16 protein-coding genes, 3 tRNA genes and 3 rRNA genes are annotated in these 25,098 nt (G+C 68.3%); 4 read left to right on the top strand and 18 right to left on the bottom strand.

The annotated features are described in order from the left end of the window. Window positions 1-6: 6 nt before the first annotated feature. The 12 genes from UQW22_RS07320 to UQW22_RS07265 form a co-directional block, all read right to left on the bottom strand. Window positions 7-465, bottom strand: coding sequence for an RrF2 family transcriptional regulator (locus UQW22_RS07320; protein WP_407320247.1), 459 nt, complete (start codon window positions 463-465; stop codon window positions 7-9). A 136-nt stretch (window positions 466-601) separates the two neighbouring features. Continuing rightward, window positions 602-718, bottom strand: a 5S ribosomal RNA gene (gene rrf, locus UQW22_RS07315). A gap of 113 nt (window positions 719-831) precedes the next feature. After that, window positions 832-3,943: ribosomal RNA gene (locus UQW22_RS07310) — 23S ribosomal RNA — on the bottom strand. Window positions 3,944-4,418: 475 nt separating this feature from the next. After that, window positions 4,419-5,945 (bottom strand): 16S ribosomal RNA (locus tag UQW22_RS07305). Together the 16S, 23S and 5S rRNA genes form the textbook arrangement of a ribosomal RNA operon. A gap of 586 nt (window positions 5,946-6,531) precedes the next feature. Next, window positions 6,532-8,037 (bottom strand): sodium/proline symporter PutP, encoded by a 1,506-nt coding sequence (gene putP, locus UQW22_RS07300; protein ID WP_407320246.1) that lies wholly within the window; start codon window positions 8,035-8,037, stop codon window positions 6,532-6,534. A 216-nt stretch (window positions 8,038-8,253) separates the two neighbouring features. Beyond that, a tRNA-Arg gene (locus UQW22_RS07295) sits at window positions 8,254-8,326 on the bottom strand. Between the two features lie 156 nt (window positions 8,327-8,482). Then, window positions 8,483-8,574: transfer RNA gene (locus tag UQW22_RS07290), tRNA-Ser, on the bottom strand. 132 nt (window positions 8,575-8,706) lie between these two features. Continuing rightward, window positions 8,707-8,794 (bottom strand) — tRNA-Ser (locus UQW22_RS07285). A gap of 86 nt (window positions 8,795-8,880) precedes the next feature. Further along, window positions 8,881-9,426: a GTP-binding protein gene (locus UQW22_RS07280; protein WP_407320746.1), complete on the bottom strand. Its 546-nt coding sequence runs from the start codon at window positions 9,424-9,426 to the stop codon at window positions 8,881-8,883. 412 nt (window positions 9,427-9,838) lie between these two features. Then, complete coding sequence (locus UQW22_RS07275) at window positions 9,839-10,255, bottom strand: DUF742 domain-containing protein (RefSeq protein WP_407320245.1); 417 nt, start codon at window positions 10,253-10,255, stop codon at window positions 9,839-9,841. An 8-nt stretch (window positions 10,256-10,263) separates the two neighbouring features. Beyond that, window positions 10,264-10,713: a roadblock/LC7 domain-containing protein gene (locus UQW22_RS07270; RefSeq protein ID WP_407320244.1), complete on the bottom strand. Its 450-nt coding sequence runs from the start codon at window positions 10,711-10,713 to the stop codon at window positions 10,264-10,266. A 102-nt stretch (window positions 10,714-10,815) separates the two neighbouring features. Beyond that, window positions 10,816-14,427, bottom strand: coding sequence for a nitrate- and nitrite sensing domain-containing protein (locus tag UQW22_RS07265; RefSeq protein WP_407320243.1), 3,612 nt, complete (start codon window positions 14,425-14,427; stop codon window positions 10,816-10,818). 169 nt (window positions 14,428-14,596) lie between these two features. On the opposite strand from UQW22_RS07265, the gene UQW22_RS07260 reads away from it, so the two are divergent. Then, window positions 14,597-15,580 carry an NAD(P)H-quinone oxidoreductase gene (locus UQW22_RS07260; protein WP_407320242.1) on the top strand — a complete coding sequence of 328 codons (984 nt, stop codon included), beginning with the start codon at window positions 14,597-14,599 and terminating at the stop codon, window positions 15,578-15,580. 9 nt (window positions 15,581-15,589) lie between these two features. Here UQW22_RS07260 and UQW22_RS07255 read toward each other — a convergent pair whose 3' ends face one another. After that, window positions 15,590-16,504 carry an EamA family transporter gene (locus tag UQW22_RS07255; protein WP_407320241.1) on the bottom strand — a complete coding sequence of 305 codons (915 nt, stop codon included), beginning with the start codon at window positions 16,502-16,504 and terminating at the stop codon, window positions 15,590-15,592. A 156-nt stretch (window positions 16,505-16,660) separates the two neighbouring features. On the opposite strand from UQW22_RS07255, the gene UQW22_RS07250 reads away from it, so the two are divergent. Beyond that, the gene (locus UQW22_RS07250; RefSeq protein WP_407320240.1) at window positions 16,661-17,086 is read left to right on the top strand and encodes a DUF805 domain-containing protein; all 426 of its coding nucleotides are present in this window, start codon (window positions 16,661-16,663) and stop codon (window positions 17,084-17,086) included. Window positions 17,087-17,247: 161 nt separating this feature from the next. On the opposite strand, the gene UQW22_RS07245 is transcribed toward UQW22_RS07250, so the two are convergent. From UQW22_RS07245 to UQW22_RS07235, 3 genes are all read right to left on the bottom strand, one after another. Next, the gene (locus UQW22_RS07245) at window positions 17,248-18,201 is read right to left on the bottom strand and encodes a carbohydrate ABC transporter permease (protein ID WP_407320239.1); all 954 of its coding nucleotides are present in this window, start codon (window positions 18,199-18,201) and stop codon (window positions 17,248-17,250) included. Next, complete coding sequence (locus UQW22_RS07240; RefSeq protein ID WP_407320745.1) at window positions 18,198-19,139, bottom strand: carbohydrate ABC transporter permease; 942 nt, start codon at window positions 19,137-19,139, stop codon at window positions 18,198-18,200. The genes UQW22_RS07245 and UQW22_RS07240 overlap by 4 nt, the downstream gene beginning before the upstream one ends. A gap of 136 nt (window positions 19,140-19,275) precedes the next feature. Continuing rightward, complete coding sequence (locus UQW22_RS07235) at window positions 19,276-20,673, bottom strand: ABC transporter substrate-binding protein (RefSeq protein ID WP_407320238.1); 1,398 nt, start codon at window positions 20,671-20,673, stop codon at window positions 19,276-19,278. 247 nt (window positions 20,674-20,920) lie between these two features. Here UQW22_RS07235 and map point away from each other — a divergent pair, with 247 nt between their 5' ends. Continuing rightward, entirely contained in the window at window positions 20,921-21,703 is a 783-nt protein-coding gene (gene map, locus UQW22_RS07230) for a type I methionyl aminopeptidase (protein ID WP_407320237.1), read from the top strand. A gap of 3 nt (window positions 21,704-21,706) precedes the next feature. On the opposite strand, the gene UQW22_RS07225 is transcribed toward map, so the two are convergent. Further along, the gene (locus UQW22_RS07225) at window positions 21,707-22,489 is read right to left on the bottom strand and encodes an HAD family hydrolase (RefSeq protein WP_407320744.1); all 783 of its coding nucleotides are present in this window, start codon (window positions 22,487-22,489) and stop codon (window positions 21,707-21,709) included. A gap of 28 nt (window positions 22,490-22,517) precedes the next feature. Further along, window positions 22,518-23,786: a serine--tRNA ligase gene (gene serS / locus UQW22_RS07220; RefSeq protein WP_407320236.1), complete on the bottom strand. Its 1,269-nt coding sequence runs from the start codon at window positions 23,784-23,786 to the stop codon at window positions 22,518-22,520. Between the two features lie 181 nt (window positions 23,787-23,967). Here serS and UQW22_RS07215 point away from each other — a divergent pair, with 181 nt between their 5' ends. Next, on the top strand, window positions 23,968-25,095 hold the full coding sequence (locus tag UQW22_RS07215) for a diacylglycerol/lipid kinase family protein (RefSeq protein WP_407320235.1): 1,128 nt from the start codon (window positions 23,968-23,970) through the stop codon (window positions 25,093-25,095). Window positions 25,096-25,098 lie beyond the last annotated feature (3 nt).

Raw genomic sequence — 25,098 nt, 5'->3', positions numbered from 1 at the left:
CCCGTCTCACGGGTTCTCCCAGGCCTCCTCGTCGTCCACCAGCCGGCGCAGCTCCTCGGGCACCGCCCCGGCGGCCAGGTCAGCCAGCGTGACCTGCGCGAGAACGGCGCGCACGTTCGCCCGCAGCGCCACCCACACGTGGAGCAACGATGCCGCGGAGCCCGAGTAGTCGAGGTCCGAGGGCCTCTGGTCGCGCACGTAGACCAACGGGCCGTCGACGGCCCGCACGACGTCGGCCACCGTGATCCGGTCCGCAGGACGCGCGAGCACGTATCCGCCGCCGACACCTCGCCGGCTGGCGACGATCCCGTCCCGCCGAAGATCCCGGAGGATCGCCTCGAGGAAGCGGTGGGGGACGTCCTGCGCGGACGCCAGGACCTCGGCAGACACGGGAGCGCCGTCCGTGACGGCCGCCAGCTCGATCGACGCCCGCACCGCGTAGTCGGCCTTCGCCGAGATCCTCACCTACGCCGCCTCTCTGTCCGCTCAGGCCTGTGCCGCGCACCGCGCGGAGCCCTTCGCATGATACGTGCCGTACCCTGCCCGAAATGCAGTCAGGCCCCCCGCACCGTGTGGTGTGGGGGGCCTGGCTGTGAAGGGTGTCCGGCGGCGTCCTACTCTCCCACCCCGTCTCCAGGGCAGTACCATCGGCGCTGAAGGGCTGAGCTTCCGGGTTCGGTATGGGACCGGGCGTTTCCCCTTCGCTGTGACCGCCGTAACGTTATCGAGTTGTTCGGGTTCCCCGTGTGTTCCCACCTGGTCAAGGTGGGTGGGGGGTGGTGCCCGTTTCTCGGGAACCGCACAGTGGACGCGTGCATAGCAGAAGTGTTGGTGTTGAAGTTGTTGGCTTATTAGTACCGGTCAGCTGCGACAGTCGTTGGTCCTGTCTTCCACTTCCGGCCTATCTACCCAGTGGTCTAGCTGGGTGCCTTCACCCCACGAGGGGGATGGAAACCTCATCTTGAAGCAGGCTTCCCGCTTAGATGCTTTCAGCGGTTATCCCTTCCGAACGTAGCGAACCAGCGGTGCTCCTGGCGGAACAACTGGCATACCAGAGGTTCGTCCGTCCCGGTCCTCTCGTACTAGGGACAGCCCTTCTCAAGTTTCCTGCGCGCGCAGCGGATAGGGACCGAACTGTCTCACGACGTTCTAAACCCAGCTCGCGTGCCGCTTTAATGGGCGAACAGCCCAACCCTTGGGACCTACTCCAGCCCCAGGATGCGACGAGCCGACATCGAGGTGCCAAACCATCCCGTCGATATGGACTCTTGGGGAAGATCAGCCTGTTATCCCCGGGGTACCTTTTATCCGTTGAGCGACGGCGCTTCCACAAGCCACCGCCGGATCACTAGTTCCGACTTTCGTCCCTGCTTGACCTGTCGGTCTCACAGTCAAGCTCCCTTGTGCACTTGCACTCGACACCTGATTGCCAACCAGGCTGAGGGAACCTTTGAGCGCCTCCGTTACATTTTGGGAGGCAACCGCCCCAGTTAAACTACCCACCAGGCACTGTCCCTGATCCGGATCACGGACCGAGGTTAGATGGTCGATGCGGTCAGAGTGGTATTTCAACGGCGACTCCACTCGCGCTGGCGCGCGGGCTTCATAGTCTCCCACCTATCCTACACAAACCGCACCGAACACCAATACCAAGCTATAGTAAAGGTCCCGGGGTCTTTCCGTCCTGCTGCGCGTAACGAGCATCTTTACTCGTAGTGCAATTTCGCCGAGTTCGTGGTTGAGACAGCGGAGAAGTCGTTACGCCATTCGTGCAGGTCGGAACTTACCCGACAAGGAATTTCGCTACCTTAGGATGGTTATAGTTACCACCGCCGTTTACTGGGGCTTAAATTCTGAGCTTCGCTTACGCTGACTCGTCCTCTTAACCTTCCAGCACCGGGCAGGCGTCAGTCCGTATACATCGTCTTGCGACTTCGCACGGACCTGTGTTTTTAGTAAACAGTCGCTTCTCCCTGGTCTCTGCGGCCCTCACCGCTTCCCACCGCTAGGGTGTTCACGGATCGGGCCCCCCTTCTCCCGAAGTTACGGGGGCATTTTGCCGAGTTCCTTAACCACGATTATCTCGATCGCCTTGGTATTCTCTACCTGACCACCTGAGTCGGTTTGGGGTACGGGCGGCTAGAACCTCGCGTCGAGGCTTTTCTTGGCAGCTGAGGATCACCCGATTCCCGCTTGTGCGGTCACCGTCAGTTCTCACCGTATATGCTTCGCGGATTTGCCTACGAAGCCGGCTACGACCTTGGACGTGGTCTACCATCGCCACGCCGGGCTACCTTCCTGCGTCACCCCTGTTAACACGCTTACCTACTACCGGATTGGGTCCCACGCCGTTGTACCGGTGTCACCCGAAGGTGACGGTGGTACTCGGGGGTGGTCAGCATCACCGGATTCGGTATGGGCGGTTCTTCGCCGGTAGGAGAATATCAACTCCTTGTCCATCGACTACGCCTGTCGGCCTCGCCTTAGGTCCCGACTTACCCAGGGCGGATTAACCTGGCCCTGGAACCCTTGGTCATTCGGCGGACGGGTTTCTCACCCGTCTTTCGCTACTCATGCCTGCATTCTCACTCGTGTGGTCTCCACCGCTAGGTCACCCTGCGACTTCACTGCCCACACGACGCTCCCCTACCCACCCACACACCTGAACAACCCCCGAAAGGGATGCTGGGTAAAGTGTGAGTGCCACGGCTTCGGCGGTGTACTTGAGCCCCGCTACATTGTCGGCGCGGAATCACTTGACCAGTGAGCTATTACGCACTCTTTCAAGGGTGGCTGCTTCTAAGCCAACCTCCTGGTTGTCTGTGCAACTCCACATCCTTTCCCACTGAGCACACGCTTAGGGGCCTTAGCCGGTGGTCTGGGCTGTTTCCCTCTCGACTACGAAGCTTATCCCCCGCAGTCTCACTGCCACGCTCTGGCTTACCGGCATTCGGAGTTTGGTTGACGTCAGTAACCTGGTGAGGCCCATCGGCCATCCAGTAGCTCTACCTCCGGCAAGGAACGCGTGACGCTGCACCTAAATGCATTTCGGGGAGAACCAGCTATCACGAAGTTTGATTGGCCTTTCACCCCTAACCACAGGTCATCCCCTCAGTTTTCAACCTAAGTGGGTTCGGTCCTCCACGCCGTCTTACCGGCGCTTCAACCTGCCCATGGCTAGATCACTTCGCTTCGGGTCTAGACCCGGCGACTCAATCGCCCTGTTCGGACTCGCTTTCGCTACGGCTTCCCCACACGGGTTAACCTCGCCACCGAGCACTAACTCGCAGGCTCATTCTTCAAAAGGCACGCCGTCACCCCTGCTAAGGAGGCTCCGACGGATTGTAGGCACACGGTTTCAGGTACTATTTCACTCCCCTCCCGGGGTACTTTTCACCTTTCCCTCACGGTACTTGTCCGCTATCGGTCACTAGGTAGTATTTAGGCTTAGCAAGTGGTCTTGCCAGATTCACACGAGATTTCACGGGCCCCGTGCTACTTGGGATCCCCTTCACCAGGCCGCACCATTTCGTCTACGGGACTCACACCCTCTACGGTCCGCCTTTCAATGCGGTTCGACTATGACACGACTTTCTTACTGGTCCAGACCATGTCAGTGATCTGAGAAAGGTCCCACAACCCCGCACACGCAACGCCTGACAGCTTGACACGCATACGGTTTGGCCTCATCCGCTTTCGCTCGCCACTACTCACGGAATATCTCTTCCTGCCGGTACTGAGATGTTTCACTTCCCGACGTTCCCCCCTGCACCCTATGAATTCAGGTACAGGTAACCGCACATGACTGCGGCTGGGTTCCCCCATTCGGACACCCTCGGATCACAGCTCGTTTGCCAGCTCCCCGAGGCTTAACGCAGGCTACAACGTCCTTCTTCGGCTCCTAGTGCCAAGGCATCCACCATGTGCCCTTCTAAACTTCGACACACACTACAAATATGCTACAGAAATCCAAGAATAATACTTGAACATCTGGGATGCTCGCGTCCACTGTGCAGTTCTCAAGCAACGGACGGTCCCGCCAGCCACCAGGCCCACCCGACCCCCACACACCTGCCCCACCACCACCCCCGAAGGAGCAGCGACCCGGCACGACGCGCGAAGCGGTATGAAGACCCGACCGACGACCCGTATCCATCAAAGGTCACCCGACCACGCAGGCCGGTTGCCTCAGGACCCAACAGTGTGCTCACACGACGAACCAGACACCACCGACCACGTTCCCACCCACCACCGAAGCAGCAGACGTACTAGCAGCCGGCACGCACCCAGCGCACCGCAAACAGTCAATGTTCCACCCAGAGCAACCACCAGACACACGTTCGGCGCCTACGATGGCTGTGCATGACCACCCACCAGCAGGGCAAGACCCCACCACGCGAGCAGTATGTGCTCCTTAGAAAGGAGGTGATCCAGCCGCACCTTCCGGTACGGCTACCTTGTTACGACTTAGTCCCAATCGCCAGTCCCACCTTCGACCACTCCCCCCGGACGAACCGGTTGGGCCATGAGCTTCGGGTGTTACCAACTTTCGTGACTTGACGGGCGGTGTGTACAAGGCCCGGGAACGTATTCACCGCAGCGTTGCTGATCTGCGATTACTAGCGACTCCGACTTCATGGGGTCGAGTTGCAGACCCCAATCCGAACTGAGACCGGCTTTTTGGGATTCGCTCCACCTTACGGTATCGCAGCCCTCTGTACCGGCCATTGTAGCATGCGTGAAGCCCAAGACATAAGGGGCATGATGATTTGACGTCATCCCCGCCTTCCTCCGAGTTGACCCCGGCAGTCTCCCATGAGTCCCCGGCATAACCCGCTGGCAACATGGGACGAGGGTTGCGCTCGTTGCGGGACTTAACCCAACATCTCACGACACGAGCTGACGACAACCATGCACCACCTGTGCACCGACCTTGCGGAACCACCATCTCTGGCAGCGTCCGGTGCATGTCAAGCCTTGGTAAGGTTCTTCGCGTTGCATCGAATTAATCCGCATGCTCCGCCGCTTGTGCGGGCCCCCGTCAATTCCTTTGAGTTTTAGCCTTGCGGCCGTACTCCCCAGGCGGGGCACTTAATGCGTTAGCTGCGGCACGGAACTCGTGGAATGAGCCCCACACCTAGTGCCCAACGTTTACGGCATGGACTACCAGGGTATCTAATCCTGTTCGCTCCCCATGCTTTCGCTCCTCAGCGTCAGTTGCGGCCCAGAGACCTGCCTTCGCCATCGGTGTTCCTCCTGATATCTGCGCATTCCACCGCTACACCAGGAATTCCAGTCTCCCCTACCGCACTCTAGTCTGCCCGTACCCGATGCAAGCCCGAGGTTGAGCCTCGGGTTTTCACACCAGACGCGACAGACCGCCTACGAGCTCTTTACGCCCAATAATTCCGGACAACGCTTGCGCCCTACGTATTACCGCGGCTGCTGGCACGTAGTTAGCCGGCGCTTCTTCTGCAGGTACCGTCCACCCGAAGGCCTTCTTCCCTGCTGAAAGAGGTTTACAACCCGAAGGCCGTCATCCCTCACGCGGCGTCGCTGCATCAGGCTTTCGCCCATTGTGCAATATTCCCCACTGCTGCCTCCCGTAGGAGTCTGGGCCGTGTCTCAGTCCCAGTGTGGCCGGTCGCCCTCTCAGGCCGGCTACCCGTCGACGCCTTGGTAGGCCATCACCCCACCAACAAGCTGATAGGCCGCGAGCCCATCCCCCACCGAAAAACTTTCCAACACCCACCATGCGGCAGATGCTCATATCCGGTATTAGACCCCGTTTCCAAGGCTTATCCCGAAGTGGAGGGCAGGTTGCTCACGTGTTACTCACCCGTTCGCCACTGATCCACCCAGCAAGCTGGGCTTCACCGTTCGACTTGCATGTGTTAAGCACGCCGCCAGCGTTCGTCCTGAGCCAGGATCAAACTCTCCGTAAAAGAGAGAAAACAACCAACGACCCCCAAGGGGCCACCAGTCGCCTATCGATACTGGCCAGACCAAACAGACTAGCTGTTCAATCCAGTCCAAAGGAACCAAAAAGGTTCAAAATTTGGCATTGACTATCAAGCACACTGTTGAGTTCTCAAACAACCGACGCACACCATCCAAGACCAGAACTTTCCGTTCCGACCCCGTCCGGGGCAACCCCTCTAACTTAGCAGTTCGAATTTCTCCCGGCAAATCGCTCGAACCGTATCGATCCGTGCCATTTCGGTGGAAACCGAACCCGCCCCACACTATCAGAACGCGCTCAGCGCGACTGATCCAGAAGGATGTGGTTTCCAGCCCCGGCCCGGCCACCGGTACCCAGCCGCAGTGGCTGTCTCCTCGGTGTCCGTCGGCCCGTCGGGCTGACTCAGAGAACATTACAGAGGTCCCCGCCCCGGCGTCAACGCGGCCGGACGTGGCGCGCGCCACTCCCCCGCGTGGCGGGGCCCGGGGAACGGCCGCAGTGCCCGGCACGACGACGAACGGCGGCGCCCGGCCAGTGCCGGGCGCCGCCGTCCCCCTCTGCCGGGCAGGTCAGCCGGCCGTCGCCGGTGTCACGCCCGCTGCCACGCGCCGCGCCTCCTGGAACTCCTGCTCGACGTCGTCGCCCGGAGGACCGGTCACCAGGCTGACCACGACCGCGGCCACCAGACCCACCACGAAGCCGGGGATGATCTCGTAGAGCGAGTCCGCCAGCATGCTCTGCCCCCAGACGAAGGCGACCACCGCGCCGCCGACCATGCCGGACAGCGCCCCCCACCGGTTCAGCCGGCGCCAGTAGAGGCTGAGCAGGACCACGGGGCCGAACGCCGCACCGAATCCTGCCCAGGCGAACCCGACGAGATCCAGGATCGTCGTCGTCCGGTCGAGCGCGATGACGCCGGCGACCAGGGCCACCGCGAGGACACCGGCGCGTCCCAGCATCACCTGTGCGCCCGCCGACAGCTCCCTCTTGGTCAGCATCTTGGCGAGGTCCTCGACCAGCGCGGAGGAGGACACGATGAGCTGCGAGGAGATCGTCGACATGATGGCGGCGAGGACCGCCGCGAGGACGAGCCCTGCGACCACCGGGTGGAAGAGCGTCTGGGCGAGGAACAGGAAGACGGTCTCCGGGTTGTCGAGCGTCACGTCGTTGACGTTCACGTACGCCACCCCGATGAGTCCCGTCATGACGGCGCCCGCGGCGGTCAGGATCATCCACGAGATGCCGATCCGACGGCCCATCGTGGCGTCCGCGGGCGACCGCATCGCCATGAAGCGGACGATGATGTGGGGCTGCCCGAAGTAGCCGAGCCCCCAGGCGAGGGCCGAGACGATGCCCGAGACCGACGCGCCGGCGACGAACGACAGGTGGTCGGCAGCGGCTTCCGTGTCCGCCGCGAGGATCCCTTCGCGCACGACGTCCCAGCCACCCATCTCCACGACGGCGACGATCGGCACCGCGACCAGCGCCAGCAGCATGAGGATTCCTTGGGCGACGTCGGTCCACGTCGCCCCGAGGAAGCCTCCGAACAGCGTGTAGGCGAGCGTCACGCCGGCCACCACCAGCAGACCCGTCGTGTAGCTCAGGTCGAACGAGCTCTCGAAGAAGGTCCCCCCGGCCACCATGCCCGACGAGACGTAGAAGGTGAAGAACACCAGCACGATGCCACCGGCGGCGACGCGCAGCAGTCGCGACGTGTCACGAAGTCGGTTCTCGAAGAAGCTCGGGATGGTGATCGAGTTGTTCGAGACCTCCGTGTAGGCCCGCAGGCGCGGCGCCACGAACTTCCAGTTGAGCCACGCGCCGATGGTCAGCCCGATGGCGATCCATGCCTCCACGAGACCCGCCACGTAGATGGCGCCGGGCAGCCCCATCAGCAGCCAGCCCGACATGTCCGAGGCTCCGGCGCTCAGAGCCGCGACGCCGGGGCGCAGCCGGCGGCCGCCCAGCATGTAGTCGTCGAGATCGTTCGTCCGGCGGAAGGCCGCGTAGCCGATGCCGAGCATCAGGGCCAGGTAGGCCACGATGGCGATAGTCGTCCAGGTCTGATCGCTCATGCGATCGTTCACCCTCTCGTGCGTCGTGCAGCGTCTGACCCGCACTGCTCCGTCGCAGTCCGGGTCGCCCGCCGCGTCGATCGCGACAGGCCGGGGCCAGGTCTGTTCCACCCGACGCGGGTTCGCCGTCGTCGGTGGGCCTCGCTGCGGAACCACCCCACGGGGTCGACAACGAGAAACGGCCCGATCCGTCAGGATCGAGCCGTTCTCTCGCTGTGCGCCCGGAGGGATTCGAACCCCCAACCTTCTGATCCGTAGTCAGATGCTCTATCCGTTGAGCTACGGGCGCAGACTGTCCGATGCTGTCGCACCGGCCGACGAGAACACTACCGTGCCGGATGCCGATCCCCAAACCGGGGACCACCATCGTGACGGACACCACGAGCGGTGCCCGGCGTCCTCGAGCCACAGAAAAGACCCCGGGCGTCGAGCTCCGGAGCCTTCCTGGCGGAGACGGGGGGATTTGAACCCCCGAACGGGTTGCCCCGTTACCACCTTAGCAGGGTGGCGCACTAGACCAGACTATGCGACGTCTCCTCGCAGCGGCCGTCAACGACGCCTGTGCTGCGGCGCCCAGACTACCCGTCGGAGGGGCTGCGGGGCAAAAGCCTGCGCCGGTCACCGTCCGCCGGGTCGGCACCCACGGTGCGCGCCGACCCGGCGTCCCGGCGGAGGGCGGGGGATTCGAACCCCCGGTGCGGGGTTGCCGCACAACGGTTTTCAAGACCGTCACATTCGGCCGCTCTGTCAGCCCTCCCAGGCCCCGCAGTCTAGCCGGGGCCGCACAGCACGAACGGCGGCCGGTCGATGGGCCGGAGCCCACCGACCGACCGCCGTCGGACCTCAGCTCGCGGAACCGCCCGTGCGAAGCTGCCGCATCGCCAGCTGCACCAGGGAGATCAGCGTCTGCTTCGTGGCCGCCCGGGACCGCGCGTCCGTGTAGAGCATCGGGACGTGCGCCGGGATCTGCAGCGCTTCCCGCACGTCCTCCAGGCGGTGCTTGGCCACACCGTCGAAGCAGTTGACGCCCACCACGAACGGCACGCCGCGCTGTTCGAAGTAGTCGATGGCCGGGAAGCACTGCTCGAGCCGGTCCGTGTCGACCAGCACGACCGCGCCGATCGCGCCGCGCACGAGGTCGTCCCACATGAACAGGAAGCGGTCCTGGCCCGGAGTCCCGAACAGGTACAGCCAAAGGTTGCCGGGCAGCGACACCCGCCCGAAGTCCATCGCGACCGTCGTCGTGGTCTTGCGGTCCGTCACGCCGCCTGCGTCGTCGACACCGACGGAGTGCTCCGTCATCGCCGCCTCCGTGTTGAGAGGCTCGACGTCCGAGATCGAACCGATGAAGGTCGTCTTGCCCACGGCGAAGCCGCCGGCCACCACGATCTTCGTGACGGTCGGCGCAGCAGCGCCGGACTCGGGTCCGGCCGCCGCTGCCGGCGCCTGCTGCTGCTGTCCACCGGGAGCGGGCTGCTGCGGTGCCTGGCTCACAGGTGCCGTCTGCTGCCCCACCGCACCGTTGGTCGCCGTCGACGCCGTGGCCGGCCCACCGTTCGACGGTCCGGGTGCGGCCGTGCCCTGCACAGCGCTGGACGTCGCCGGCGCCTGCGGACCGCCGCCACCCTGCGGGGCAGCCTGCACGTCGGCCTCGGTCCGTGGCGCGCCACCGAGCACGCTCTGCCGGACCGGCGTGCCGGTGTTCGTCACGCCGAAGGGCGACGGCGAGCCGCCGCCGGCCGGTGAGGAGACCGGCGCCCAGCTCGGGGCCAGGCCGGCGGACCCACCGGGCGACGCGCTGTCAGAGGGTGGAAATGCCATTGAGAACACTCTCCAAGACGCTCAGGGAAAGCCCCGAGTGGTTGCTGCCGTGGCCCGTGTGGACGTTGACCGGGGCCGAGGTGTGCACGGTGACGTGGCCCTCCTCCTGCATGTCCGCCACGAGGATGCGGACGACCCCGAGGGGTAGCTTCAGCAGGGCGGAGAGCTCCGCGATAGACACGTAGGTGTGCGCTGCGTGCTGCAGGATCGCGCGCTTCTCCGGCGTGAGACCGAAGCTGCTGACCGCCCCGGGCATCACCTCGACCAGCGCCTCGAGAGGCAGGTCGGACAGGGAGGAGCGGACCCGGCCACCCGTGACCGCGTAGGGACGCACCGTGGAAGCCTCGTAGCCATCCGCGGAGTGCGAGCCCAGGGAACCGAACGGTGCGTGCGTCATCCTCTATCTCATCCAACCTGCGCTGAGCGCGTCGTGCCGTCGACGGGAAGGCTGCCTCGCATCTCGGAGATGAGCTGCGGGGTGAGGGTCGCCTCGGTCCGCGAGACCAGCAACGCCATCTCGTAGCCGATGAGCCCGATGTCGCAGCTCGCCTCGGCGACGACGGCGAGGACCGAACCGTTCGAGACGTTCATCAGGAAGAGGTACCCGTTGTCCATCTCGATGATGGCCTGCCGGACGTTGCCACCGCTGAGCTGGCGCGACGCACCACGGGTGAGGCTCGACATCCCCGAGACGATCGCGGCGAGCTGGTCGCCGCTGACACGGTCGAGGTGGTCCGACATCGCCATGAGCAGTCCGTCCGCCGACACCACGAGGGTGTGGCGGCTGCCGGGCACGGTCCGGACGAAGTTGTCGAGAAGCCACCCGAAGTTGGTCGCTTCAGTACTGAGGGTCACGCTTCCTCCTCGTCAGGTGCGCTGAGTGCGCAGGTCACCGCTGCTGCGGAGACGATCCAGGGGACATCATTCACGGTCAAGGGGTCATCCGTCGAGGCCCCGTCACCCGGTTGCCTCGGAACGGCCACGGGCGGTTGCCGACTGGAAGGCCGACAGCCGTGCGCGCAGCTGCTCCGGATCACGTTCGATGCGGGCCGAGAACCGGTCCGCCGAGGCGGGCTGGTCAGCGGTCCTGCTCCGGCGGGTCAAGCCGTTCACGGCTTCCGAAGCCACCGCGGTCGGTCGGTACGTCTGCTCCTCGTTGCTGGTCGTCACGTTCTCTTCCTGGAAGACACCACGCTGCATGAGCGTGGACATCTCCTCGTACAGGACGGCCGAGGCCATCCACTCGGAGCGCGCCTCGACGGTGTCAGGCACGTACTGGGGGTCGAGCGGGTCGGCCTTGGCCTCCCCGGTAGAGCGCAGCGGCAGGACGGACTCGCTGTAGGACCTGGCCACCGGCCGGCCTTCGTCCGCCGACGCCGCGAACGCCGGAGCCGGCTGCGCCGGCTCGGCGGCGACAGGTGCTGGTTCGGTCTGCTGCGGCGGCGGCGCGTAGGGCACGTCCTCCACGACCGGCGGCTGGTAGGCCACCGGGGCCGGGGCCGTCGCAGGCTCCGGCACGAACGGGCGCGGGTTCGGAGCCTCCGTCGGGTCCGGCCAGCCGGTGCTCGCCGGGGCCGGCGCAGGTGCCGGACGTCCCGCCACCTCGGCGTCGGGCTCCTGCCGCACCGCGAGGGTCGGCGTCGTCAGCGGGTCGACACCACCGACCGATCCGACCGGCTGTGCCCCGGACCCTCGTGTGACCGAGTCCGCGGCAGCCGCGGCGGTCTCCTCGACCGCCGGCTTGCGGCCGAAGAGGCCACGCTTCCGTGCGCTCTGCTGCTGCGGGGCGTCGGCCCGCCGGGTCGGCAGGTCGGACATCAGGTCCTCGAACGCCGGGAGGGTCGTGTAGCCCTCGTCCTCCGGCGTAGCCGAGGCACCGGCCGGCACGTCCTGCACCGGCACGTCGTTCGCCGGCACGTCCCGCACCGGCACCTCGGCGCCACCGGCCGGCGACTGGACCGAGTCGGTGCTCGCCTCGGACGGGCTCAGGTCGACCGGCACGTCCGCCGGGTCGTCCGTCACGGCGTCGAGCTGCAACGTCCCCTCGGTGGGAGAGCCCTCGAGCCGCTCCATCGAACGGAAGCTCGAGAACAGGCCCGTGCGCTGCTCCGGCTCGATCGGCGCGGCGACCGGCTCGTCCTGCGGCAGCAGCGGCAGCGAACCCGAGCGGGCGTCGGGCTCCTGCGTCCCGGGAGCGGGACGCTGGCGGCTGGGCAACGAGCTGCCGGCCGGCGCGACCTCGGCCGGCGGCGTCCACGACCCGTCCTCGGCCGCCGCCTGCGCGGACTCGTCCATGTGCGGCGTGGCGAGCGGCGGCAGCACGATCGACTCGGTCGGCGGCCCCTCGTCCGCACGACGGCGGCGGGGCATCCCGGTGCGCGTCGTGCCGTCGGTCAGGGCGTCGATGTCCACCGGCTCGGCGGTCGGCGGTTCGGGCTCCGCCAGGCCGAACCCCGAGCGGGCTGGAGCGTTGTCGGCAGGGCGCGGGCGGGCGTCCGGCATCGCCAGCGACGAGGTCTCGGCGCGCGGGGCGTCGCTCGTGAACTGCGGCTCGGGTGCGTAGGCGGGCGCCGGAGCCGCAGGGCTCGAGGTACCCCGCGGGTCGGCCGGGACCGTCGCAGGGACGGCGTCGGCGAGACCGCCCTGCGCCGGCTCCTGGCCGAACTGGGCGACCGCCTGCTGCGTCGACGTCGCGAGCGGGTCCGTCGGCTGCGGCAGCGGGACCGCCTCGTCGGACAGGAAGAGCTCCGGCGGGAACGCCACCGTCACGGTGGTGCCCTTGCCGTTCGCCCCCGCGCTGAACTCGACGACGGCACGCAGCCGGACGGCCAGGCGGCCGACCACGAAGAGGCCGAGGCGCTGGGCGCCCACCGCGTCCGAGGCTGTGGTCGAGGCGACCTTCGTGTTCGCGTCCGCGAGCTCCTCCGCCGACATCCCGAGACCGTGGTCGCGCACCGTGACGACCACGCCGCGCTCGTCACGGGTCGTCGAGACCTCCACGGGCGTGTGCGGCTCGGAGAACATCGTCGCGTTCTCGAGCAGCTCGGCGATGAGGTGCGCCGCGTTCAGCGCGTTGTGGCCGAGCATGTGCGGATCGGCGTGCAGGCTCAGCCGCACGCGGTCGTAGAGCTCGATCTCCGACGAGGCGGTCCGGATCACGTCGGAGACCGGCATCGGGTTGCGCACCCGTCGACCGGAGTCGATGCCGGCCAGGACCAGCAGCGACTCGGCGTTGCGCCGCATCCGGGTGGCGAGGTGGTCGAGGCGGAAGAGGTTCGACAGCGTGCTCGCATCCTCCTCCGACCGCTCCAGCTCGTCGAGGAACGCGAGCTGACGGTTCAGCAGCACCTGGTCGCGACGCGCGACGTTGACGAACATCTCGGCGATGGACCCACGCAGCGCGGCCTGCTCCCGGGCCACCTCCATGGTCGTCTCGTTCACCTGGTTGAACGCGTAGGCCAGACGGCCGATCTCGTCCTCGGACTCGACGGGGATCTGCACCAGGTCGATGTCGGGCGACTGCCCCGGCACCGCCATCTGCTCCACCATCTGGGGCAGGCGCTCGCGCACGTCGGCCGTCGCGATGGTCAGACGCCGCAGCGGCGTGACGATCCGGCGGGCGATGACGAGCGCGATGAGGAGCGACAGCAGCACGACACCGAACGTGACGGCCAGCGTGCCGAGCGCCTGGGTGCGGGCCGTCGACGACTCGCCCTGCGCGTAGTCGACGGTCGCCGCGCGGACCTCGTCGCGCACGAGCTGCATCTCGGCGATCCAGGCCTGGGAGAGCTCCGCCCAGTTCGCCGCATCGCCCTGGTCGAGCCGGGAGAAGTCGAGGTACTGGAGCTGGAACCGGAGGTTGTCCAGCTCTTCGGAGTACTCCGGGAGCTGGATGTCCAGGCCCAGACGGTCGACGCGGTCCTGCGCTGCCGCCCGGAGGTCGTCCGTGGTGTTCAGCGCCGTGACCATCTGGCTCATGAGGTCGGCGTTGCGGTCCTCCGCCGTGTCCGCGCTGGCCGCGTTCGCGATGCCCAGCGCCACGATCGGCCGCTCGTAGGTGTTCGCGAGCATCGCCTCGTCCATGGCGACGTAGGCGTTGAGGTGCTCGGCCAGCGTCGAGTCGGTCGACGCGGCCGACAGCGCGCGCGGGACGTCGAGGGCCCGCTCGATCAGCTCGTTGTACTGCGCCGTCGCGGAGGCCGGCTGGATCTGGCCCGCGATCACGTCGGTCTGCAGGGCGTCGACGGCACGCCGGTCCTCGAGCGTCGCGTTGATCGCGTCGCGGACGTTCGTGCTCAGCCGGTCGGTGTCCAGCGCGCGGAACGCCTCGTTACGGGCGTCCACGGCCTCGTCGGTCTGCTCCTGCGCCTCGACGAGCCGGTCCTTCGCGTCCTCGACACCGTTGAGCATGGCCACCGCCAGCGCTCGCTCGGACGCCATCGCGGTGCCGGCCCGGTCCTGCAGCTCGAGGCTGTCCACCAGTCCCGACGTCTGGTCGGCCTCGACCGCGTCCTGCAGCGCGCCCCACGAGATGTACGTGGCGGCCAGAAGTAGGACGAAGATCGGCACGGCGAGTGTCGCAAGGATCTTCCCGCGAACGCCCAACCTGCGGAGCATGGGGACCTCTCTCCATCACTGATCGTTCGGAGCAGAGGGGCGTCCAGCCTCTCGACTCCGATGTTCATCGCACTCGCTGGGACCGCTCTCGTCGCTCGGCACCGCGCGGCGAGTAGCCTCCATGACTGTGCGAGCCGTCACGATATCGGGCGAAGGCCCCGCAGGGAAACTCACCACAACAGCCGTCAACCTACCCGAACCGGGCACCGGGGAGGTACTGGTCGACGTCGCTTCCAGTGGCGTCAACCGTGCTGACCTGCTACAACGCGCCGGACTCTACCCTCCGCCGCCCGGTGCACCCGAGTGGCCGGGACTCGAGATATCCGGTACGGTCCGCCGCCTCGGCGCGGGCGTGTCGACCCGGCGAGTCGGCGACGAGGTCGTCGCGCTCCTCGCGGGCGGGGGTTACGCGGAGCAGGTGATCGTCCGCGCCGACCAGACGCTGCCGCTGCCCGCCGGCCTCGACCTGGTCGACGCGGGGGCCCTCCCCGAGGCGGTGTGCACGGCGTGGACCAACCTCGTCGACACCGGCCGGCTCCGCAGCGGCGAGACTCTCCTGGTCCAGGGCGGCTCGGGCGGCGTCGGCAGCGTCGCGGTCCAGCTCGGTGCGGCCCTCGGTGCCCGGGTCGTGGCGACGGCGGGCGGGCCCGAGCGCGCCGCACGCTGCCGCGACCTCGGCGCGAGCGCCGTCGTCGACCACCGCAGCGAGGACGTCGTCTCCGCGGTCCGGGAGGCGACCGCCGGCCGGGGCGCCGACGTCGTGCTCGACGTGCTAGGAGGCGGCGGGCTGCCGGACAACGTCCGGCTCCTCGCCCCCGGGGGCCGGCTCGTGGTGATCGGGCTGCAGCAGGGCCGCACGGGCGACCTCGACCTCGCCCGGCTCATGGCGAGGCGTGCGACCGTCACCGGCACGACGCTGCGCTCGCGCAGCGCCGAGGAGAAGGCGGAGATCGTCGCGGCGGTCGGCGAGCACGTCTGGCCGATGATCGCCGACGGGCGCCTGCGCCCGGTGGTGCACGCACGGCTGCCGCTCGACGAGGCACAGGCGGCTCACGACCTGCTCGAGTCCGGCGAGGTGTTCGGCAAGGTGCTGCTCGTCCCCTGAGCGGGTGGGCTACTCGCGGCCGCCGGCCGTCATCACGATCGCCCCGGAGACGAGGACGAGGCCCGCGATCTCCGGCCATGACGGGACCTGCTGCAGCACGACGGCGCCGATCACGGTCGCCGTGGCCGGCAGCATCGCGAGGAGCACCGAGAAGGTGGCCGTCCCCACCCGGCGCAGCACGAGCTGGTCCAGCACGTACGGCACGACCGACGAGCACAGGGCGACGGCGAGCAGGAGGGCCAGGAGCCGGACGTCGGGCACGACCTCGAGCACCGACGAGCCGAAGAACGGCGCGAAGACGACGGCACCCACGGCCATGCCGATCGCGAGCCCGTCGATCCCCGCGCCGCCGCCGGCGGCCCCGGCGACCCGCTTGCCGAGCACGATGTACCCCGCCCAGCATGCTGCCGCCGCCAGGACCGCGACGAGCCCGACGACGACGTCGGACCGCGGGAGGTCGCCCTCCAGCGTCACGCCGGCGAGCAGGACCACCCCGCCGGCGGCGACGACGATCGCGCCGCGCTCGCGCCACCCCCGTCCGGTGATCGCGGCGACGGCGATCGGTCCCGTGAACTCGATCGCGACCGCGACGCCGAGCGGCAGGTGGTCGATGCCCACGTAGAAGACGATGTTCATCGCGGCCAGCGCCGTGCCGAAGAGACCGGCCACCACGACGTCGTGCCGGGTCCACCGGCGGCGCCACGGACGGCGCCACGCGAGCAGCACGACGGCGGCCAGGACGATGCGCCACCAGCTCACGGTGGGTGCGCCCAGCGTGTCGAAGAGCCCGACGGCGACGGCGGCGCCCAGGTAGAGGGTCAGGCCCGAGACGACGAACAGCGCCGGGGCCGGGACGCGATCGACACCGCGCGGTGCCGCGGACGACGGCGGACCGGGCGGGACGGGAGTCGTGGCGTCGGGCACCCGGGGAGCCTACGCCCGAGGCGTCCGTGCGGACGTCCACATCCCGGGAGATGTGGAGGAATCGCGGCGATGTCCTGGACGACGGGTGATCACGTCCTCTAGGTTCGCCTGCGGTCGGCACACCCGTGACGACATCATCGATCCCCAGGGGGAACCATGTCCTTCGGCGAAGCCGTCCGGTCCGTCCGCAGCAACCTCACGAACTTCACCGGCCGTGCGCGGCGCTCCGAGTTCTGGTGGTGGTACCTGTTCGCGTTCCTCGTCATGTTCGCCGCGGGCATCGTGTTCAGCGTCGTCGTGGGGATCATGACCGCGATCGACGTGCAGGCCCTGACGACCGTCGTCGGGATCGTCCTCGGCCTGGCGCTGCTCGCGATCTGGGTCTACGTCTTCATCGGGATCCTGTCGGCCGGGGTCCGCCGCCTGCACGACCAGGACAAGTCGGGCCTGTTCCTGCTGCTGGCCTTCGTCCCGTTCGTCGGCGGCATCCTCGTGCTCGTCTTCTGCGCCCTGGAGGGCACGCAGGGCCCCAACCAGTACGGCCCCGACCCGAAGGCCGCCCCCTCCACCCCCGCCGTCTGACCACCGCCTGCCCGACCTCGTCCCCTGCAAGGCGGAGGTACGGAACCGGCTGCGGGCACGGAAGAGCCCCGCGACGTCGTCATCTCCCGAAGTGGAGCGCCCCCTGGGGCGCGTGAACGCGACGTCGCGGGGCTCTTCCGTGCCCGCAGCACCCAGCTGACTCAGCCCTTGACCGCCCCCGCCAGCATCCCGCGGACGAAGTACCGCTGCAGCAGCAGGAACACGACGAGCGGCACGACCATCGCGATGAAGGCCCCGGCCGTGAGGATGTGCCAGTCGCCACCGCGGGAGCCCGCCAGCTCGGCGACCGCCACCGTGAGCGGCCGGTACTCCGGAGCCGCGAACGTCAGCCCGACGAGCAGGTCGTTCCACACCCACAGGAACTGGAAGATCCCGAACGCCGCGATGGCTGGGACGAGCAGCGGGAAGAGCACCCGGAAGAAGATCTTCACGTGCCCCGCGCCGTCGACCCGAGCCGCCTCCACGAGGGACCGCGGGATGTCCTTCATGAAGTTGTGCAGCAGGAAGATCGCGAGCGGGAGCGCGAAGATCGAGTGGGAGAGCCACACCGTCCAGAACGAGCCCTGCATGCCCCACTGGTTGTAGTTGGTCAGCAGCGGCACGAGGGTGACCTGGATGGGCACGACCTGCAGGGCGAAGACGCCGACGAACAGCAGGTCGCGTCCCCGGAAGTCGATCCAGGCGAACCCGTAGGCAGCCAGGAGCGCCACCGTGATGGGGATGACCACCGCCGGGATCGTGATGACGAAGGTGTTGACGAACACCTCCGACAGGTTGCTGCCGTTGCCGTAGAGAGCCTGGTTGTAGTTGTCGAGCGTGAACTCGGCTTCCCCGGAGAAGATGCCCGGCAGCACGGTCCACCAGCCGCTGGTGCGGATGTCGATCTCGGACCGGAAGGACGTCACGAGCAGCCCGACGGTGGGGATCGTCCAGAGGACCGCGAGGATCACCGCGGTGAGGGAAGCCCAGGGGGACGTGAGGCGCCCCTTGGTCGCGATCGCGCGCTTCTCGAGCCGGCTCAGCTTGCGCGGCTTGGTCGGCCCGGTGTCCTCGGTCCGGGGTACCGAGGCCGGGACGGCGGGAGTGGTGCTCATCGGATCTCCTCCGACCTGCGCATCTGGCGCACGTTGTACGCGACGATCGGGATCACCAGGACGAACAGCACCACGGCCAGCGCCGAGGCCAGCCCCTGGTTGTTCTGCCGGAAGGCCTGCGTGTAGAACTCGTTGGCGATCACCTGTGTGCCGAACTGCCCGCCCGTCATGGTGCGGACGATGTCGAAGGCCTTGAGCGTCGCCATGGCGATCGTCGTCAGGACGACGACCAGCGCCGGGCGGATGCTCGGGACCGTGATGTAGCGGAACATCCCGACCCCGTGCAGGCCGTCGAGCCGCGCGGCCTCGACGATGTCGTCCGGGATGGCCTTGATAGCCGCGGCCAGCACCGTCATGGCGAAACCGGTCTGGATCCAGATCATCACGAAGATGAGGAATCCGGTGTTCCACGGCTCACCGATGAGAAACTGCTGCGGTGGCAGGCCGAGCCAGACGAGCACCTGGTTGAGGAGACCGATCTGCTCGACGCCCGGCTGGTCGGGACGGAACTCGTAGACGAAGCCCCAGATGATGGAGGCACCGACCATCGAGATCGCCATCGGCACGAAGATGAGCGTCTTGGCGAACTTCTCGAAGCGTGCCCGGTCCACCAGCACGGCGTAGACCAGTCCGATCAAGGTGCTCAGAAGCGGCGCCAGGATGACCCACGCCGCAGTGACCAGCAGCACCTTCTGGAACGTCCCGACCGTGAGCATCTGGACGTAGTTCTCCGCACCGACGAACTCCGTGGTGGTGCGGTTGAAGAACGAGTTGTAGAGCGTCTCCAGCCCGGGACGCAACAGCCCGAACGCGATGAGCAGCAGCGCCGGCCCCACGAAACCTACGGCGACCACCCACGACGGGATGCGCCGCGGCCGGTCCACCAGGAAGAGGATCAGGCTCATCACTCCCGCGAAGAGGAGGATCGCCACCGCCATCACCGCGAACTTCTGACCCGGGGTATCGGGTTCGAGCAAGAACTCCGTCAACCAGTCCACGACTCACCTCCGCACAAGATAGGGCCGACCCGGCCCGTCGGACGCGCGCGGCGTCCGACGGGCCGGGCCGGAGAGATCACATCGGCCAGCTGTTCTCGATCTGGTCGGCGACCTCCTGCGAGGAGGCACCGGTCAGCCAGTCGACGATGCCGTTCCAGAACGTCCCCGACCCGACCTCGCCGGGCATGAGGTCGGAGGCGTCGAACCGGAAGACCGTCTCCTCGTCAGCGACCAGGGCGGCGGCGTCCTGGTCGAACTCCGAGGCGAGGTTGTTCACGTCCAGGCCGTTGTTGGCGCTGAACCAGCCGCCCTCGGGCGTGGCGATGGCCTTCTGGTTGGCCCAGTCCGCGCTGGCGAGGTACGTCTGGAACGCCTGGACCTCCGGGCGGTCGTCGAACGCCGCGACGAACTCCCCGCCGCCGAGTACCGGCTGCATGTCCGTCTGGTCGGTGGGCAGGTAGAACGCGTAGACGTCACCGTCCGAACCGACCTCGGTGCCCTCCGGCCACTGCGTGGCGTAGAAGCTGGCCATGCGGTACATCCAGCAGCTGCCGTCCAGCACGCCGACACCGGCCTGGTCCCACGCCGTGGTCGCGATCGAGTCGACCCCGCCGAGACCTGCGTTGACGTACTCCGGGTTCTTGAGGATCTCCCCGGCCGTGTCGAACGCCTCGACGATCTGCGGGTCGTTGAACGGGATCTCGTGGGAGATCCACTGGTCGTAGACGTCGGGGCCGGCCGTGCGGAGCACGACGTCCTCGATCCAGTCGGTGCCGGCCCAGCCGGTCGCGTCCCCGGACTCGACACCGGCGCACCACGGCAGGACCTCCTGCTCCGAGGCGATGGTCTCGGTGAGCTCCATCAGCTCGGTCCAGGTCTCCGGGACCTCGTAGCCGGCGTCGGCGAACATCGCCGGGTTGTACCAGACGAACGACTTCGCGTTGGCGCCCAGCGGTGCCGCGTAGAACGTACCGTCGACCGAGCCGTACTCCTTCCACTCCTCGCTGAAGAACTCGTCGACGTTGGCCACGGTGGCCTCCGGTGGCTCGACGATCGCGTCCGGGAAGTCGCTGACGATGGTGTTCAGCAGGCCGGGCTGCGGCAGGTACGCGATGTCGGGCGTGTTACCCGCCTGGATCCGCACCAGGAGCTGCGCCTCGAACTCGCGCGACCCCTCGTAGTCGACAGTGACGCCCGTGCACTCCTCGAACGCGTCGTAGGAGTTCTCCTGCTGGGTCTGCTCGGGCTCGACGATCGAGGTGTAGATGCTCACCGACGTGCCCTCGAGGTCGCCGAACTCGTCGTAGGCGGCGCAGTCGATCGACGACTCCATCATCTCGCCGTCGTCCGCCGTCTCTTCCGCGACGCCGCCCTCACCGTCGGGATCGCTGCACGCGGCCAGCAGGAGCGCGAGGCTCGCACCTCCCGCGACCGCTGCCAGGCCACGGCGTCGTGCCGTCGTCCTTGTGGTCATGTCCAACCCTCCACTGCGTCGTGTGGTCGCGCCGACGGCACGGTGCGCCGTCGGACTCGTGAGCCGTTTTGTCCCGTCTTCGGCACTCACGACCCCTTTGTAAAGTCGATCGCAAGTTTGCAAGGCATGCAACCGAGAGAGCGCTGCCCGACGGTTACGATGCGGTGACGATCCGACCCCGCGGCCAGTCGTGACACCCTTGGCGTCGGATGTCACGAGCACGTCGGACGAGAGCGGAAGGACCACCATGATCGAGCTGAGGACACCGCGGGAGATCGAGGAGATGCGCCCAGCGGGCCGCTTCGTCGCGGAGACCCTGCAGGCCGTGCGCGCGGCGGCGAAGCCGGGCGTCAACCTGCTCGAGCTCGACGAGCTCGCGCACCGCCGCATCAAGGAGCGCGGCGCCGAGTCCTGCTACATCGACTACCACCCTTCCTTCGGTGCGAGCCCGTTCGGCAAGGTCATCTGCACGTCCGTCAACGATGCCGTGCTCCATGGTCTCCCGCACGACTACGTCCTGCTCGACGGGGACCTGCTCAGCATCGACTTCGCCGTCGCCGTCGACGGCTGGGTCTCCGACTCGGCGCTGTCGTTCGTCGTCGGGGAGTCCGCGTCACCCGCACGGGCCGAGGCCGACGCGCAGCTCATCCGCACCACCGAGGTGGCCCTGGAGGCGGGCATCGCCGCCGCTCAGCCCGGGAAGAAGATCGGCGACATCTCCGCTGCCATCGCCGCCGTCGCCCGCGAGGCCGGCTACTCGATCAACACGGACTTCGGCGGCCACGGCGTCGGCCGCACCATGCACGGCGACCCGCACGTCCCCAACGACGGCCGCGCCGGACGCGGCTTCCCGCTGCGGCCCGGGCTCGTCATCGCGATCGAGCCGTGGTTCCTCGAGACCACCGCCGAGATCTACACCGACGACGACGGCTGGACGCTGCGCTCGGCCGACGGCTCCCGCGGCGCCCACAGCGAGCACACCATCGCCATCACCGAGGACGGCCCGCTCGTCCTCACGGCTCGCGACTGAGGCCTACAGCAGCGACTTCAGGAGCTGGGCGGCGCCGTCGTCCTCGACGGTCCCCGTGACCTCGTCGGCCGCACCGCGGACCACGTCGTCGGCGTGGCCCATCGCCACGCCGCGCGCCGCCCAGCGCAACATCTCGACGTCGTTGCGACCGTCGCCCATCGCGACCGTGCGGTGCGGCTGGACGTGCGTGCGCCGTCGGACCTGCTCCAGCGCCGTCGCCTTCGACACCCCCAGCGGGGCCAGGTCCATCCAGGCGCTCCAGCCCACCGCGTACGTGACGTCGTCCAGACCCAGGTGCTCCACGAGCTCGTGGAACCGCTCGGAGGTGGACTCCGGGCTGCGCACGATGACACGGGTGACCTCGCTCGACCACAGGTCCTCGAGCGGCACCACGACGTGCACGCCCTCCAGCTCGCCCTCCGGGAACCGCTCGGTCATGCGGAAGCCGACCCCGAGGTCCTCGACCGCGTAGCGGGCGTCGGGCAGCTCGTGGCGCAGCAGGCTCAGGGCGGGCTCGGGGTCGAACGTCACGACGTCCTCCGCGGCCCATCCGCCGGGCAGCCCCGGGTCGAGGCGCACCGTCACCGCGCCGTTCGAGCACACCATCCAACCCGTGGTGATCCCCAGGTGCGCGGCGACCGGCAGCATGGCGATCAGCGAGCGGCCGGACGCGAGCACCACCTCGTGGCCGGCCGAGCGCACCGCCGCGACGGCGTCGTGCACCGCCGGGGTCATGTCGCCGTCGTAGGACAGCAGCGTGCCGTCGATGTCGAGCGCCACCAGCATCCGGTCCGGCGGGGGGATCGTCGCCACCTCAGCGCACCGGCTCGAGGACCTCGAGGCCGCCCAGGTAGGGCCGCAGCCCGGCGGGCACCCGGACCGAGCCGTCCGGCTGCTGGTGGTTCTCCAGGATCGCGACGATCCACCGCGTGGTGCCGAGCGTGCCGTTGAGCGTCGCCACCGTGCGGGTGCCGCCCTCGGTGCGCTCGCGCACGTTCATCCGCCGGGCCTGGAACGTCGTGCAGTTCGACGTCGAGGTGAGCTCCAGGAACCGCTCCTGGCTCGGCAGCCACGCCTCGCAGTCGAACTTGCGCGCGGCGCTCGTCCCGAGGTCGCCCGCGGCGGTGTCGATCACGCGGTAGGGCAGCTCGACCGCCGCCATCATGGCCTCCTCCCACGCGAGGAGCCGCTCGTGCTCCGCCGCGGCGTCGTCGGCCGAGCAGTAGCTGAACATCTCCACCTTGTGGAACTGGTGGACGCGGATGATGCCGCGCACGTCCTTGCCGTGCGACCCGGCCTCGCGGCGGTAGCAGGCGCTCCAGCCGGCGTAGCGCTTCGGGCCGTCCGACAGGTCGAGGATCTCGTCGCCGTGGTAGCCCGCGAGCGCCACCTCCGAGGTGCCGACCAGGTACAGGTCGTCGCGCTCGAGGCGGTAGATCTCGTCGGCGTGCTCGCCGAGGAACCCCGTGCCCCGCATCGTCTCCGGGGTGACGAGCGTCGGGGTGATCATCGGCGTGAACCCCTCGGCCAGCGCCTTGTCCATCGCGGCCTGCAGAATCGCCAGCTCCAGGCGGGCACCGACGCCGGTGAGGAAGTAGAAGCGCGAGCCGGACACCTTGGCGCCGCGCTGGGTGTCGATGGCGCCCAGCGTCTCCCCGAGGTCGAGGTGGTCGCGGGGCGCGAACCCCTCGGCGGCGAAGTCGCGCGGGGTGCCGACCGTGCGCAGCGTGACGAAGTCCTCCTCGCCACCCGCCGGGGCGCCCTGGACGACGTTGGGGATCCGGTACAGCAGCTCGTCCAGCTCGGCGTCGGCCTCGTTCGCCGCGGCCTGGTGCTCCTTGACCTGGGCGGCCAGCTCCTTGGTACGGGCCAGCAGGGCCGCCTTCTCGTCGCCGGAGGCCTTCGCGACCTGCTTGCCCAGGGCCTTCTGCTCGGCCCGCAGGGACTCGAACTCCGCCAGGGAGCTGCGGCGTCGGGCGTCGGCGGCCAGGGCGGCGTCGGCGAGGGCGGGGTCCTCGCCGCGCGCCCGCTGGCTCTCGCGGACGATGTCGGGGTTGTCGCGCAGGAGACGGATGTCGATCACGCCCGCCAGCCTAACGGTCCGGGCGCGGGGCCCCGCGTGCACAGTGGGCACCCTCCGGGCACCCGGGGGCACCGGGGGCACCGCCGTCGCACGCCGCTCCCCCGGCGCGTCGCACGCCGCTCCCCCGGCGCGTCGCACGCCACCTCGCGCACGACGGCCCGGTTCGCCCTATGTTGCCCTCATGCCCTGGGAGCTCACCGTCGGAATCGTCGCGCTGGTCCTCGGCGCGGTCGCGCTCACGGTGGCGCTGGTCGCCGTGCGGCACGACCGGCAGCGGCCCGCGACCGCCTCGTCCCCCGCCGCGCGCGCCGGGACCCCCGTCACGGGCCCGCTGATCGCCGTCGTGGTCAACCCGTCGAAGGAGAACACCGACCGGATCGTCGACACCGCGCGCCGGGTCTGCGCCGAGGCGGCGCTGCCCGAGCCGCTCTTCTACGACACCACCGTCGACGACCCGGGCACGGGGCAGGCGCGCGCCGCCGTCGCGGCCGGCGCCGACATCGTCGTGGCCGCCGGTGGCGACGGCACCGTGCGGGCCGTCGCCGAGGGGCTGACCGGCACCGACACCCCCATGGGGATCGTGCCCGCCGGCACCGGCAACCTGCTGGCCCGCAACCTGGACATCCCGCTGGCCGACGTCGACGAGGCGATGGCCGTCGTCATCGGCGGACGCGACCGGCGCATCGACGTCGGCCGCGCGCGGGTCACCCCCGTGGCCGACGACGACCTCGACGTCACCTCGGAGGACGTCACCCCCGAGGGCGAGGGCGACGAGCGGGTGGCGCACCTCTTCCTCGTCATCGCCGGGCTCGGCTTCGACGCGGCGATGGTCGCCGACGCCGACGCGCAGCTCAAGGCCCGCATGGGCTGGGTCGCCTACTTCCTGGCCGGTGCCCGCCACCTGCACGGGCGCCGCATGAAGGCGCAGATCACCCTCGACGACGAGACTCCCGTGGCGGCCCGCCTGCGCACGTTCATGGTCGGCAACTGCGGGCGCCTGCCGGGCGGGATCACGCTCCTGCCGGACGCCGTGATGGACGACGGCATCCTCGACGTCGCCGCCATCGACACCCGGGGAGGTCTCGCCGGCTGGGCGCAGCTCTTCGGCGAGGTGGTCGCCCAGGGCATGGGTGTGCAGAACGAGGCGAAGATCAAGATCGGCCGGATCGACCACGTCCGCGCCCGCCGGGTCCGCATCGACGTGGACGGCGGCGAGCAGGCCCAGGTGGACGGCGACGTGCTCGGCCGCGCCGCCAGCCTCGAGTCCTGGGTGGAGCCCGGGGCACTGGTGGTCCGCGCGCCCGCATAGGCT

Origin of the sequence: Isoptericola halotolerans, assembly GCF_045689585.1 — a bacterium.
In the GTDB taxonomy this organism is placed as follows: domain Bacteria; phylum Actinomycetota; class Actinomycetes; order Actinomycetales; family Cellulomonadaceae; genus Isoptericola; species Isoptericola halotolerans_B.
This window is presented reverse-complemented; position numbering and strand designations above follow the sequence as displayed.

Coding starts and splice junctions, on each gene's coding strand:
- putP (WP_407320246.1), bottom strand. CDS start 8,037: ATGAGCGATCAGACCTGGACGACTATCGCCATCGTGGCCTACCTGGCC.
- UQW22_RS07275 (WP_407320245.1), bottom strand. CDS start 10,255: ATGACGCACGCACCGTTCGGTTCCCTGGGCTCGCACTCCGCGGATGGC.
- UQW22_RS07260 (WP_407320242.1), top strand. CDS start 14,597: ATGACTGTGCGAGCCGTCACGATATCGGGCGAAGGCCCCGCAGGGAAA.
- UQW22_RS07250 (WP_407320240.1), top strand. CDS start 16,661: ATGTCCTTCGGCGAAGCCGTCCGGTCCGTCCGCAGCAACCTCACGAAC.
- UQW22_RS07245 (WP_407320239.1), bottom strand. CDS start 18,201: ATGAGCACCACTCCCGCCGTCCCGGCCTCGGTACCCCGGACCGAGGAC.
- UQW22_RS07240 (WP_407320745.1), bottom strand. CDS start 19,139: ATGGCGGTGGCGATCCTCCTCTTCGCGGGAGTGATGAGCCTGATCCTC.
- UQW22_RS07235 (WP_407320238.1), bottom strand. CDS start 20,673: ATGACCACAAGGACGACGGCACGACGCCGTGGCCTGGCAGCGGTCGCG.
- map (WP_407320237.1), top strand. CDS start 20,921: ATGATCGAGCTGAGGACACCGCGGGAGATCGAGGAGATGCGCCCAGCG.
- UQW22_RS07225 (WP_407320744.1), bottom strand. CDS start 22,489: ATGCTGGTGGCGCTCGACATCGACGGCACGCTGCTGTCCTACGACGGC.
- UQW22_RS07215 (WP_407320235.1), top strand. CDS start 23,968: ATGCCCTGGGAGCTCACCGTCGGAATCGTCGCGCTGGTCCTCGGCGCG.